Origin of the sequence: Pseudoalteromonas sp. SCSIO 43088 (genome assembly GCF_023650795.1) — a bacterium.
Taxonomy (GTDB): Bacteria; Pseudomonadota; Gammaproteobacteria; order Enterobacterales; family Alteromonadaceae; genus Pseudoalteromonas; species Pseudoalteromonas shioyasakiensis.
In genome coordinates this window covers 1,540,631-1,553,790 of sequence record NZ_CP072675.1, presented here as the reverse complement: position 1 = coordinate 1,553,790, position 13,160 = coordinate 1,540,631, and the positions used below count along the sequence as shown (strand labels likewise).

Sequence of the window (13,160 nt, the reverse complement as noted above, 5' to 3'; positions counted from 1 at the left end):
TTCGCGCTCTTTTTAATTCAAAAGGGAAGCAAATTGGAATTTAAGAATCACTATGGCAGTGTCAGTATCATCACTGATGGTCCAATTATTATTGGGCAATTTTCTGGTAATATTAACGCACGTTTGGTCAATGACTTTGCAGTCGATTTAAAAAAGCATATTTCTGCTTTAGCTGGAAAGCCGTGGGCATATATTAGTCATTCTACCCAATTACTTGCTACCACCCCTGATGCTGAACGTGGTTTCACGCATTTATTTCGTGCTCTGCAAGGCACTAACTGTATAGCCACCGCTTATATGTTTAGCTCGTCTATTGTGCTTAATCAGATGAAACGCATCATTGCACAAGCGCAATCACCGATTCAAATAATGGACTGTTTATTTGATGATTTAGACAGCGCTAAGGCTTATGTGCTTAAGCAGCTCGAATTTGCAGAAATGGCTTGTTAAAAACAAGCCATTTTCGTTTCTGGAGCCGTGATTGAGGTTAATCTCGGTAAAACTTAGTTTCTTTAGTTATTGCGATATCAGCATCTTCTAATGCTTGAATGTGAAAACTGATAGGCGTTACTTTTGATTTCAGCTCGTAGCCATCTGCAACCACAGTGACAGGCACACGCTTCATCTGACCTGCCTCAACAGTTATCGTTTCAGGCACTTGTAAGCTTGCTTCTTCAATACCACTGATGCCAATTGAATAGCTCAAGCTATGCTGTGTTTTGTTGATAATTGATAAGGTATATGGGTTTTCTACTAAGCCTTCAAAATTTACACGGTACAGGGCATTACGGTCACGAATGACAGAAGCCTCAATAGGTGTACGTATTGCCATCCACACAACCATGCCAACGACAAACAGCGCTGTTAAACCACCATAGCCAAGCAGTTTTAACCTAAATGGATTGGTCGTTTTGCCTTCCATTTGTTTTTCAGAGGCGTACCTGATCAGGCCTTTTTGATAGTTGAATTTTTCCATCGTGCTATCGCACGCATCAATACATAAGCCACAGTTTATGCATTCATACTGCAAGCCATTACGAATATCGATACCGGCTGGGCATACTTCAACACATAGGTTACAGTCTACGCAGTCACCTAAGCCTAACTCTTTAGGATCGGCTTTACGTTTACGCGCACCACGAGACTCCCCTCGCGCTTGATCGTAGGTAACAACTAACGTGTCTTTATCAAACATTACTGATTGAAAACGTGAATAAGGGCATGCGACAGTACACATTTTTTCACGTAAGAATCCCGCATTGCCATAGGTACAAAAAGCAAACAGGAATACCCAAAAGCTGACGATCCCAGACATTTCTAAGGTAAATAAGCTCATGTATAGAGACTTAGCAGGGATGAAATAAGCCATAAATGACATAGATGTAAGCAAAGAGATCAACAGCCAAGCTGCATGCTTAGTGATTTTCTTTTGCCATTTACTCACTGACCAATCAGCTTTATCAAGTTTAATACGCTGATTACGGTTACCTTCCACTTTATGTTCGACCCAAGTAAACATCAGCATCCAAATTGTTTGTGGGCAAGTGTAACCACACCAGACACGACCTAACCAGTTAGTGACGAAAAACAAAGCAAACGCCCCTGTCATAAATAACATGGCTAAGATCATAAAATCTTGTGGTAATAACGTTAAGCCAAATAAAGTAAATTTTTGGCTGGCTACGTCGAGTAAAACAGCTTGACGGCCATCATAGGGGATCCACGGAATGGCGATGAACGTCAGCATTAGCACCCAGCCTAAGTAACGGCGGATACGTTGGAAATACCCCTTTTGCTCACGAATATAAATTGGCCCTTCTTGGTTGTAGGGCTTGATGATTAAGTCTTGCTCTTTAATATCAAATTTCATTTTGCTACTTACTTTTGTGTCGGTAATAACCTGACAGAGCAACAATCAGGCCAACACAAATTAAAAGTAAGTCATTGATATTAAATGGTTAAATTTATATTTTTACATTCAAAAGCACGATATATCGCGAATGCTCGCGGTATATCACGAATCAACGCTTTATCGCTAGCTTTTTCATCTTTGATCTAAGGGTACTTTCTGGCAGGCCCAGCAAGGTTGCAGCACCATTTTCACCTGATATTTGCCCGTTACAGCGTTTTAGCACCTCACAAATATGCTGCTTTTGTACAGCATCAAGAGAAACCACCTGCTCATTTGATTGCTCGTTACTCAAAGGTGCAGACAGCTGTAATACAGCTTGCTTAGACAAAATAGCTTCACGCTCAAGGATATTTTGTAGCTCACGAATATTACCTGGCCAATCATAATTAGCCAATTTAGTGAGTGTTGCTTTGCTTAGCCCTTTTAACTGTTTACCTAAGCGCTTGTTTAACTGCGTAATAATATTTGCTGCAAGTAGTGGAATATCTTCCTTGCGTTCACGAAGCGCAGGCACACGAATAGGAAACACATTTAGGCGATAATACAAGTCCATTCGAAAGCTACCCTGCTCAACCATTTGCCACAAGTTACGATTTGTTGCAGCTAACACTCGGATATCGACTTTTAAAGTCTGACTACCACCGACACGCTCAAACTCTTGCTCTTGTAGGACCCGCAGTAATTTACTTTGCGCCTCTAATGGCAGCTCTGCCACTTCATCTAAAAATAAAGTGCCTTTATCAGCCAGTTCAAAACGCCCTTTTCTGCGTTCATTAGCGCCAGTAAACGCCCCTTTCTCATGACCAAATAACTCAGACTCAATTAAGTTGGCGGAAAACGCCGCGCAGTTTACTTTTATGAAAGGTTGCTCAGCACGATTGCTCAAGCGGTGAAGGTTTCGTGCCACCAGCTCTTTACCCGTGCCGTTTTCACCTAAAATCAAAACCGTACTATTGGTTTGGCTTACCAAGGTAATTTGCTCGAGCATACTTTGAAATGAATGACTTTGCCCAACTAAGCCAGAGTCTTGCCAATCTTCATTTAACTCTGAAATCAGGTAAGCATTTTCAGCTTGTAGCTGCTCAGATAAGTGCTGAACTTGTGCTAAGGCATCACGCAACGCCACTTCTGTTTGCTGTTGTTTGGATACATCGCGAAAAATCGCGACTGCCCCAATCAAGGCACCATTTTTATAAACTGGCGTTGAAGTATACTCAACAGCAAAATAGCTTCCATCTTTACGCCAGAATACTTCATCGTTTACATGACGGTGTTTGCCATCGAACATAGTGCAATATATTTGGCATTCATCCGCCGGGTATGGTGAGCCATCTTTACGAGTGTGATGATGATATTGATGTATTTTTTTGCCAAGGAGTTCGTCTGCTTTCCAGCCTGTCATGCGCTCCGCAGCAGGGTTTACAAAAACTGCATTACCCGATAAATCGAAGCCATAAATACCTTCACCTACGGCATTTAGCAGTAATGTGGGGTCGTTTAAAAATTCCTTGATCATAGCTACCACTCAATTCGCGAAATATCACGAGCAATTATGACAAGGTTGAACATGCTTAACAAGCAATTACAAAAAAAGCGGCTAGAAGCCGCTTTAAAATATCAAATAGTTTTACAGTGTGGGCACTAAAATAATTTCACCCTGAGATACTTTCATATCTAATGGTAGTTTGCTCAACAGTGCGACTTTAGGGTCGTTCATATTTAGCTTATAGACAGGGTTAACCGCTAAAAAGCCGTTAATCACTTGCATTGCTTGGTCATCTAATAAGTTTAAGCTGCCCTTAAAACCCGCGGTGTCGATTGTTGTATCAACCAGTTTTACATTACGTAAAAAGACCGCTTTTTTCTCGCTGTCATAAAATGGGCTGCCTTCAATTTGTAGTTTTAAGCGTACTGGATACTTAAGCGCAAACGCTTTGATAACAGCACTAGAATCAGCTCCTAAAACCACCACATCACGCTTATCTGGGCCAACATTGACACTCAGGTCGTTTACTGCAAAATCAACTGGTAAGCCCATCAGCTTAATCTGTTCACTTAGTTTTGGTAATTGATTAGCAAGTGCTGCTTCAATCTCAGAATTGGTAAACGAGTAAACAGACATCCCTTGGTCTGTACTTTTACATGCTCCTAAAAATAAACAGGTAAGTAGTAATAAAATTCTCATTGTTTTCCTCAAAAACACACGGAAAAAAACCGCTTTAAAAAGCGGTTTTATTCGTTAAATTGCAAATATTGCTTTAAGCCTTGCTAGTGTGTCAGCTGAAACTGAACCCTCACTGACTGCAAGTAATTGCTTTAAGTAATAATAAACATCTGCGTGCTCACCACGGTGTTTATCATCTAACATCGCAACTTGCTCTGTCATACGTAACTGACTATCGGCCGATTCTACGCCTGCCAGAATTTCGATACGAGTTAACAGCTGCGCAGCGTTTAGCCTAGTTGTTAATGAAGCTTGAAACTGTGAAGGCAGTTCACTGTGGCTCTCAAGAGCAGCAAATAAAGCCGTTAACTTAGACTGCTCTGCTTGCTTACTGATCTGCGCTGTTTTTGCGCTAATCGCTGCCTCTAACTGAGTCACGCGTGCCGATAATGCTTTTGAGTACTCAAGCTCTGCAAGCTTCACTGTTAAATCTTTAAGCTGTGCAAGGTGCACCACGGTCTCAAGTGCAGACTCAAGCTCACTTAATTGCTCTGCGGCAACTTCGTCATTTTGTTGCTGAACTTGCTTTTGCTGTTCAAACTCGGCACTGCGCTTAGCAAAGGTGTCGTCATTAACTCGTCTGAATTGCTGCCATAAAGTGTTTTCAGCTTTCATTCCAGCAAAGCCAATAGTCTGCCATGTTTGTTGAAGTGCTTTTAGCTCTTGGCACGCAGCAGCTAAATCATCGCTTTGCGATAACTGTGTTGCTTGCTCAACAAGTACAGCTTTTTGCTCAGCATTTGCTTTATGAAATGCAGCAAGTTGACCTTGAACTTGTGATTGCACAGCTTTAAATTGCGCTTGTAGTTCACGATATGTTTTAGGATCGACGTTACCTGCAGAGCGCCACGCTTTAGCGGTACGGTTAAACTTGCTTTCAAACTGCTTCCAATCAAACTCATCAGAAGAGGTATCAAGATCTGTTAACTGCTGCATTTGCGAGATTATTTCAACGCGCTGTGCTTTAGCTTGCTCACGTTGTTGCTCTTGCTCTGCGAAATACTCACGACACGGCGCAAACAGTAATTCAATTTGTTGATCGAATAACTCACCTTGTTGCTTTTCTGCATCAGTATCTAAACGCCCTAACTCATTCCAACGACGACGTAACTGTTTAACTTGCTCTGCGCGTTGTTTAGGGTCAGTGCACTCGGTTGCAACAAGTTCATTTACTTCAACAAGTAATGCCTCACGCTTTGGCGCTGATGCGTATTTTTGCCAATCTTTTGCTTCTGCTAATTGCGCTTCTAAATCAGCTTTCAAGCTATTTAATGGCTGCTTGTAATAGTCTGTAAGTGTTGCGTATAGCTCTTCAAAACCTTTAAACACACCAAAGGCAACATTAAAGCGACCTTGGTCAATTAAGCGTTTTACATCACGAGCTTTACGCTTCGCTGTTTGTTGATTTTTCTCAAACTTATTCGTCAGCGGTGCCATCGCTTGCTGCCAGCTGTTTACTACTTCAGCTAAATTGGCTTTAAAGCGACCCTGTAAACGACTAGGAATACTTGCCAGCTTTTTGCGTGCTAATTTTTGCTGTTGCTCAAACTGCTGTTTTAGCCCGTCAAACTCGCTTTCGTCTTCGGTTGTCGCAACGATATTTAATTGATCAAATGCCTCTTTAAACTCAGCAATAGCACTAACCAGTTGCGGTAACTGTTCGACTTGGTTAAATAAATTTGTTAAGTGCAGTTTTACATCACTAACATGTTTGTTCTCAGATAAGTTCGCCTCTGCTAACGCATCTTTTGCCTCTGCAACTTTTGCCTCGAGCCAATCTTGCTGAATTTGCTCTGGCGTTTCTAAGCCTAATTGCAATGCATTTTCAATTTCTTCGCCAATTGCTTCAAGACTTGCCAGTGCTAATACCTGACGTTGTTGTTCAGCTAACGCTTGCTGCGTTGCTTCATGCTCTTTACTTAAAACTGCAATATGAGATTCAAGCTTTTGCGTAATCGCTGAATATTTCTTATCTAACGTGCTTACTTGCTCATCGCTCAGCCATTTTAGTTCGATAGCTTGCCACTGCTGTAATAACTCAGCATGTTGCATCGACACTAACTGAAAGTCATTTTTATCACGAAGCGCATTAAGCTTTGCTAATACTACACGTGTATCAGCTTCTACTTTGGCAGGCATTTCTATCGCTAAGCGTTCATTGTCAAGATGAGTCGCCAGTTGTGTGTGTGCCTCACCTTTTGCATGTTTTAATAGTGATTTAGCAAGTTGATGATTAATCACAAGCTCAACAAGTTGCAATTGCAGCTCTTCACGGCCTTCTTTAAAAGCTTTATCAATTAAGCTTGGGTTTGCTAAACGCTTTAATAACTTAACGCGAACTTGAAGTTCTTTTTCTGCAAAGGCGAGTTTCTCAAGAGTTTTGACTGGTGCATAACGCTCAATAAATTCATTTTTGATATTTGCATCTAGCTGGCTATCGGTATTTAAAACCGCTTGGTTAATATGCTGTTCTGCAACGTCTTTAAGTGCTTGGTCTTGCTTGTATGCTTGCCACCATAAAACAATATCGTTCACTTTGTTTAATGCTTTTTTGCGGATCTCAGCTGAGCTGTCTTCAAGGGCAATGCTATTTAAGATGCTAAGGTCACGCTCTGTATCAAGACGTTCTACCGCAGCTAAACGCACTTGGTTTTTAGGATGCTTCCACTTTGGAGTAAACAGGTGTTTAAAGATCATTTTCACTAAACCTAGCTATTTCATTTTCTGATGCGAATTCTTTTTGCAATTGAGCTTTGCTCTTTTGCACCATTTCACCATTTGCGCCAATGGTAAACTGCTCATTGCTTTGCGAAACTTTAGCTTGATAAAGCATCACGAGTTGAACGGTTTGTTGTTTTTGTTCTTCAGACAAAGGAGTGCCGTCAGGCCACTTACCCGTTGAGGCACCATACTGAAGACGTTCAAATACTTCTGGGGTGATATTTTTAACGATGTGATCAATATTCATGTTACTTTTTCTTTTTTAAAACAACTAAATAGATGCGGCTTACAAGATACCACACAAAACCTACTGCCATTGCCGATGTATAGGCATACCACTCAAGAGACTTTGCTTCGGGGTGCATAAAGTAATAACAGAAAAAGCCCCCTAAAAATAAAATCAGTGCGAGGAAAGACTGATTCATAAACTTTTGTTGTCTACGAATGCGCGTTTCTTTTTGCATTTGCTGCAATTGCTCATTGCTTAGATCGGTGACTTGGCATTCACAATGCGGGCATTGCTTATGTTTGTCAGATATTGATTTTGCACACTGCGGGCAACTAATAATCGCCATATCTTTCTCCATACTACGCATAAAAAAGGCGCCTTTAGGCGCCCTTTATTGTACTTGTTTTATGAGTCGATGTCTTATTTGAATTTCATTCATTTGTGAAGATTCGAAAACCTGCACAACTAAATTCACTACAAAAACTCAAAAACCTGATTTATTGTTTCTGTTTCGCCTTTTCAGCTAGACGCTTTTCCCAGAAAGTCGCATTTTTAATGCCTAATTTAACTGGATCAAAAGTGATTTCGCCACCGGCTTTCTTTTGATCTTCGTAATCACGTAAGCAGTTAAGGGCAGGTTTTGCGACAAAGAAAATAGCCAAAATACCGACAATGTTGATCCAGGCCATTAAGCCTACGCCAATATCACCAATATTCCAGATATAACCAGAGCTGTTTACCATGCCGTAAGCAACCATAAACATGATGACTAGCTTAACAATAACCAGTGGAATATTGCCTTTGAAATAACGGTTTAAGTAAGCAACGTTCGTTTCAGCAATATAGTAATAAGCAAGAATTGTGGTAAATGCGAAGAAGAATAAAGCAATACCAACGAATGCTTCACCAAAGCCACCAAATACACTAAATAATGCCATTTGTGTGAAAGCAGCAGAGCCTACTTCTGTTGCAGCATCAACGTTTTGCACAATGAATTGACCTGCAGGTAACTCACCCACAATGTTGTATTGTTTAGTGATTAGAATCATTAACGCCGTTGCTGTACAAACAAAAATGGTATCAACATAAACAGAAAATGCTTGCACTAAACCTTGTTGAGCTGGGTGATCAACTTCAGCAGCTGATGCTGCATGTGGACCCGTACCTTGACCTGCTTCGTTTGAGTAAATACCACGTTTAACACCCCAACCAATAGCAGCACCAAAGCCTGCTTGCGCGGTGAATGCATCAGATAAGATCATTGAGAAGATACCTGGCACTTTATCTAGGTTTAAGAACACCACGATTAAAGCTAACACGATGTAACCTAGTGCCATAAATGGCACCACGATTTGTGTGAAGTTTGCGATACGTTTAATGCCACCAAAGATGATAAATGCAAGCACAATTAAGATGATTGCAAGAGCAACAAGCTTAAAGCTACCTACTTCACCAAAGCTGGTGCTAACCAATGTGCCTTCACCAAAAACTTGTGTGAATGCATTACCTACCGCATTCGCTTGAACGCCCGGAAGGAACACACCACAAGCAATAATCGCCGATACTGCAAATAATACGGCTAACCACTTTTGCTGTAAGCAGCGGTCGAAGTAAAATGCTGGACCACCGCGATATTGACCATCTTCTTCTGATTTATAAATCTGACCAAGAGTTGACTCGGCATACGCAGTACTTGCGCCAAGGAACGCAACTATCCACATCCAAAAAATCGCCCCTGGACCACCAAAGCCGATTGCTGCAGCAACCCCGGCAATATTACCGACACCTACACGGCCTGATAACGATACAGCAAGTGCTTGGAAGGAAGAAATACCCGTATCTGAATTATTAGAGCTAAGCAATAATTTACACATTTCTTTAAAATGTCTAACTTGTGCGAATCGGGTTAAAACGGAATAAAACAGACCTGCACCTAGACATAAATAAATGAGTGCACTACTCCAAATTATGTCATTAACGGCGCTTACTAAAGCTTCCATGGATATCCTCTATGATTATATTTTTTATTGTTAGTTACGATACTCAGCGTGAGCTTGTGAGAATGCGCGACACGATGACTGTGAGAAATAAAAATGAGATTTTGTTACTTCACAGCTGAACATATTGAATATTAACTTAAACCCACCAAGTTTGTTAACAGTTAATTTTCAATATGCTAAATGTACCTACCTCGTTTACATTTGATGCATCCTGCTCTACACCGTCATTTTTCAGTCAACAGATACAATTACGGGCATCAGTTTTGCTGATGCCCGTAAGGTTCGTTATCTTAATTTATCAACCACGTTAACGATAGCCGCTAACGTATCTTGACCAAATTGATACGAGCGACGGTCTGACCAGCCGTAATCTGGATCTGGTAAATCATCGTTATCTTTAAATGGCATCTCTACCGTGTAAGCTAATGCATTAAATTCATGCGCGACAGCAGAAGAACCGACAGTTAGGTTAGCCTGGCCCGGCTCATCTTTTGGATAACCATGTTCGTCTTGGAACTCAGGCGTCACAGTTAAAAGCGCAGCTTTAAAACTATCTTCTAACTCTTTTAAGCGATCATCGTAGCCTGGGATACCTTCACTACCCGCAACAAAGTTATAAGGAATTGCTTCGTCACCATGAATATCTAAGTGCATATCAAGGCCCGTTTCACGCATTTTGTTAAGCACTAAGAAAACTTCAGGGCTATTTTCCATGCTCGGTGTTTGCCATTCACGGTTCAAGTTAACGCCTTTAGCGTTAGTACGAAGGTGACCACGCACACTGCCATCTGGGTTCATATTTGGCACGATGTAGAATACCGCTTTAGATAATAGTGCCGCTGCATGTGGGTCTTCATCATCAAGTAATTTATGAAGTAAACCTTCAACGTACCACTCAGCCATAGTTTCGCCTGGGTGCTGGCGCGCCGTGATCCAGATTTTTTTCTTCTCACTGCTAGGAATACCCACACGTAAAACACTCATGTCACGACCATCAAGGGTTTCGCCTAATGTTTCTAATTCACAAGCATGCTGGCTTTGTGCCCATGCAAGTAAATCTAAGTGACGGTCATAGCTGTATGGCGCAAAGTAAGCAAAGTACATGCTGCTACACTCAGGCTCTACTTCAAATGATAGTGTGCCGTTTGCGTACTCTGATGGTACACGGAACCAAGTTTGACGGTCGTATGATGCAACCGCATGATAACCTTCCCAGCCATCAGGGTATGCTGAGTTCTCTAGGTTATTAATGTGTAATTTATGGTTTTGAAACGCAGTTGTTTCAAGACGAAAGTGAAACCACTGGAAAAAATCAGACTGATTGTCTTTATTGATTTCTAATTGAATATTCAGTGGATCAACGGCTTCAATAACCTTGATATTACCACTGTCAAAATTGCTGGTGATTTTCATTCTATAAACCTATTGGTTAAAAATAATTCTTAGCTATTCGCTTGTTAGTTAAGAATTAAGTCAACGCTCTGTAGTTAGAACGTTTTGTTAGTAATATGGTGTAGACCCTTAACAGCCTATCACATGCTGAAAATTTGCAAAAACTTTCACGACTAAAAAAGCCAGCATAATGCTGGCTTCTAGATTCTTTATAACTTAGGTATTAGCGAGGTAAGCTTGGGAAAGTTACTTCAGCCATATCACGCATACAGCGTACTACCTGACAGCTATAACCAAACTCATTATCGTACCAAACGTAAAGTACAACGCGGTTGTCATCTACGATTGTCGCTTGTGAATCAACAACACCTGCGTAACGGCTACCTACTAAGTCAGTCGATACGATTTCAGTAGACGCTGTGTAATCGATTTGATCACGAAGGTCTGAATGAAGTGCTGTTTCACGTAAGAACGCATTTAGTTCTTCAACAGTTGTACCTTTTTCAAGATTTAAGTTCAAGATAGCCATTGATACGTTTGGCGTAGGAACACGGATAGCGTTACCAGTTAGTTTACCTTCAAGCTCAGGTAAAGCTTTAGAAACCGCTTTTGCAGCACCTGTTGAAGTGATAACCATGTTAAGTGCAGCAGCACGGCCACGACGCTCAGCTTTGTGGTAGTTATCAATTAAGTTTTGGTCATTTGTGTAAGAGTGAACTGTTTCAACGTGACCGTTTTTGATACCAAACTTATCGTTAAGTGCTTTTAACGTAGGGGTAATAGCATTGGTTGTACAGCTTGCTGCACAGACAATCTTATCTTCAGATTTGATATCTTGGTTGTTTACACCGTATACGATGTTTTTGATGTTACCTTTAGCTGGTGCAGTTAATAATACTTTTGCTGCGCCTTTTGCTTCTAAGTGCTGGCCAAGGCCTGCTTCGTCTTTCCAGATACCTGTGTTATCAACAACAAGTGCATTCTCGATGCCGTAAGCTGTGTAATCAACTTCGCTAGGAGAGTTAGCATAGATAACTTGAATGTAGCTACCGTTAGCTTTAATTGCATTGCGCTCTTTATCAATTGTGATTGAGCCATTGAATGGACCGTGGATAGAGTCACGGCGAAGTAAGCTTGCACGCTTTTCTAAGTCGCCGTCTTTACCGCCACGTACAACGATTGCACGTAAACGTAGGTCTGCATAAGGACCTGACTTTTCGATTAATAGACGAGCTAATAAACGACCGATACGACCGAAACCGTATAACACAACATCACGTGGCTCTTTGCGCTCTGAGTTTGCGATTTCTGCTAGTTCGTCAGTTAAGTATTCTTCAACTGAGCGACCTTTCGCAGCATCGTTAAACAAATAACCATACGCTAGTTTACCAATATCGATACGTGCTGAGTTTAAGTCCATTTTGCTAATTGCTTCTAAGAAAGGGAAGCTTTCACGTAAACGTAGTTTTGTACCTTCAAACTGAGCAACTGTTTTGTGTGCTTTGATGATATCGATTGTACTGGCATTAACGAGAGGACGGCCATATACAGCGATTTCGATACCACGATTACGGTAAAGTCTACCAATAATAGGTTGCATACTTTCTGCGTAATCTTGACGTTCTTGCCAGCTGCTTGTGTATTCTAACTCGTGAGATGAGGTCATTTTTTTTACCTAATTAAACAATTTTGAACGGATAGCCTTAAAAAATGTGTTGTGATTTGAGAGCAACACATCTCAGGCAGGGGTATTCTAATTTAAACTCGAACGATTCTCCACTGTTACAGAACAAATCATTGCGCTAGAATAAAGTAGTACAAATTAAGTAGAGGTTAAGGAATGTTATTAAGAGCAAGCGTGTTGCTTGGTTTATTGGCATTAGCAGGCTGTGAAGATCCGCTTACACTAGCGAAAGTGTGCGACGAAACACCTGGCTTCTGCAGTGATTTAAATAAAGACAGTCACTGTAAAGAGCAACGTGCCGAGGTCATCATTCAACGTTATGTTGAATATAAGTCACCAACAGACGAAAACAAATACCAGTTATTAAAAGACTTTGAGAAATACGATCAATGTGTATCGCTTGCCGCCAAGATTGAGCACATAAAACTAAAAGAAAAAACCACGTCTCGTGTTGAAGGTCATTTAACAAGCATCAAAGAAATGACTCGAATTTTTCAAGATACCAAAAATACTGACCACCCAGGTTTATTGTATTACCATTGGTCGCGTAATAACGACCAATCTGCGTTAACTAAATTGCTCGCCCTGGAAGAAAAGCAAGATAAACGGGTGACTGAAGATGCCGAAATGCAGTTTTTCTTGGCAAGCTACTACGTGAAGTTTGATGATGAAAAAACCATTGATTTGCTCTACAAAACGCTAGAGTTAAATAAAGCAGGTGAAGCACCCAATCCTGAGATCTACCCTACTCTTGTGAGCTTATTCTACAAACACGAAAAGTATAAACATGCCTACACCTTTGCACGTGTAGCACAATTATCAGGGTATGAAGATGTCGATATTTTACCTATTGAGCATCAACTCGCTGCCGCAGGCAAAAGCCTAGACAGCTTAGATGATTTAGCACAAAAAACCTACGACAGTATCCAAGAAGGAAGCTTCGTATCACCACGCGGGTTTTGATAATTCCAACTCGCTAATGTGCAGTGCTCAGACAA

11 protein-coding genes are annotated in these 13,160 nt (G+C 41.0%); 2 read left to right on the top strand and 9 right to left on the bottom strand.

What is annotated here, in order from left to right; all coding sequences use genetic code 11:
* Window positions 1–33: 33 nt before the first annotated feature.
* Complete coding sequence (locus J8Z28_RS07125) at window positions 34–450, top strand: hypothetical protein (protein WP_054561218.1); 417 nt, start codon at window positions 34–36, stop codon at window positions 448–450.
* Between the two features lie 37 nt (window positions 451–487).
* Here the strand turns inward: J8Z28_RS07125 and ccoG are convergent, their stop codons facing one another.
* The 9 genes from ccoG to J8Z28_RS07080 all read right to left on the bottom strand — a co-directional run bounded on the left by ccoG (window position 488) and on the right by J8Z28_RS07080 (window position 12,144).
* Window positions 488–1,870 (bottom strand): cytochrome c oxidase accessory protein CcoG, encoded by a 1,383-nt coding sequence (gene ccoG, locus J8Z28_RS07120; RefSeq protein ID WP_250660147.1) that lies wholly within the window; start codon window positions 1,868–1,870, stop codon window positions 488–490.
* A gap of 151 nt (window positions 1,871–2,021) precedes the next feature.
* A complete protein-coding gene (locus tag J8Z28_RS07115) occupies window positions 2,022–3,428 on the bottom strand; it encodes a sigma-54 interaction domain-containing protein (protein ID WP_054561216.1) in 1,407 nt (468 codons plus the stop codon).
* A 111-nt stretch (window positions 3,429–3,539) separates the two neighbouring features.
* Entirely contained in the window at window positions 3,540–4,097 is a 558-nt protein-coding gene (locus J8Z28_RS07110) for a YceB family lipoprotein (protein WP_054561215.1), read from the bottom strand.
* A gap of 54 nt (window positions 4,098–4,151) precedes the next feature.
* Window positions 4,152–6,833: a DUF349 domain-containing protein gene (locus tag J8Z28_RS07105; RefSeq protein WP_250660146.1), complete on the bottom strand. Its 2,682-nt coding sequence runs from the start codon at window positions 6,831–6,833 to the stop codon at window positions 4,152–4,154.
* Window positions 6,823–7,104, bottom strand: coding sequence for a YeaC family protein (locus J8Z28_RS07100; protein WP_054561213.1), 282 nt, complete (start codon window positions 7,102–7,104; stop codon window positions 6,823–6,825). The genes J8Z28_RS07105 and J8Z28_RS07100 overlap by 11 nt, the downstream gene beginning before the upstream one ends.
* A gap of 1 nt (window position 7,105) precedes the next feature.
* A complete protein-coding gene (locus tag J8Z28_RS07095) occupies window positions 7,106–7,432 on the bottom strand; it encodes a hypothetical protein (protein ID WP_054553080.1) in 327 nt (108 codons plus the stop codon).
* A gap of 151 nt (window positions 7,433–7,583) precedes the next feature.
* Window positions 7,584–9,086, bottom strand: coding sequence for an alanine/glycine:cation symporter family protein (locus J8Z28_RS07090; protein ID WP_054561212.1), 1,503 nt, complete (start codon window positions 9,084–9,086; stop codon window positions 7,584–7,586).
* Between the two features lie 285 nt (window positions 9,087–9,371).
* On the bottom strand, window positions 9,372–10,499 hold the full coding sequence (locus J8Z28_RS07085) for a M14 family metallopeptidase (RefSeq protein ID WP_054561211.1): 1,128 nt from the start codon (window positions 10,497–10,499) through the stop codon (window positions 9,372–9,374).
* Between the two features lie 202 nt (window positions 10,500–10,701).
* Window positions 10,702–12,144, bottom strand: coding sequence for a glyceraldehyde-3-phosphate dehydrogenase (locus J8Z28_RS07080; RefSeq protein WP_054561210.1), 1,443 nt, complete (start codon window positions 12,142–12,144; stop codon window positions 10,702–10,704).
* 174 nt (window positions 12,145–12,318) lie between these two features.
* Here J8Z28_RS07080 and J8Z28_RS07075 point away from each other — a divergent pair, with 174 nt between their 5' ends.
* A complete protein-coding gene (locus tag J8Z28_RS07075; RefSeq protein WP_055021158.1) occupies window positions 12,319–13,125 on the top strand; it encodes a DUF2989 domain-containing protein in 807 nt (268 codons plus the stop codon).
* Window positions 13,126–13,160: the final 35 nt, after the last annotated feature.

Excerpts from the sequence above, each read along its gene's own strand:
- J8Z28_RS07110 (WP_054561215.1), bottom strand. The coding sequence starts at position 4,097 with ATGAGAATTTTATTACTACTTACCTGTTTATTTTTAGGAGCATGTAAA.
- J8Z28_RS07115 (WP_054561216.1), bottom strand. The coding sequence starts at position 3,428 with ATGATCAAGGAATTTTTAAACGACCCCACATTACTGCTAAATGCCGTA.
- J8Z28_RS07105 (WP_250660146.1), bottom strand. The coding sequence starts at position 6,833 with ATGATCTTTAAACACCTGTTTACTCCAAAGTGGAAGCATCCTAAAAAC.
- J8Z28_RS07090 (WP_054561212.1), bottom strand. The coding sequence starts at position 9,086 with ATGGAAGCTTTAGTAAGCGCCGTTAATGACATAATTTGGAGTAGTGCA.
- J8Z28_RS07095 (WP_054553080.1), bottom strand. The coding sequence starts at position 7,432 with ATGGCGATTATTAGTTGCCCGCAGTGTGCAAAATCAATATCTGACAAA.
- J8Z28_RS07085 (WP_054561211.1), bottom strand. The coding sequence starts at position 10,499 with ATGAAAATCACCAGCAATTTTGACAGTGGTAATATCAAGGTTATTGAA.
- J8Z28_RS07080 (WP_054561210.1), bottom strand. The coding sequence starts at position 12,144 with ATGACCTCATCTCACGAGTTAGAATACACAAGCAGCTGGCAAGAACGT.
- ccoG (WP_250660147.1), bottom strand. The coding sequence starts at position 1,870 with ATGAAATTTGATATTAAAGAGCAAGACTTAATCATCAAGCCCTACAAC.
- J8Z28_RS07075 (WP_055021158.1), top strand. The coding sequence starts at position 12,319 with ATGTTATTAAGAGCAAGCGTGTTGCTTGGTTTATTGGCATTAGCAGGC.
- J8Z28_RS07100 (WP_054561213.1), bottom strand. The coding sequence starts at position 7,104 with ATGAATATTGATCACATCGTTAAAAATATCACCCCAGAAGTATTTGAA.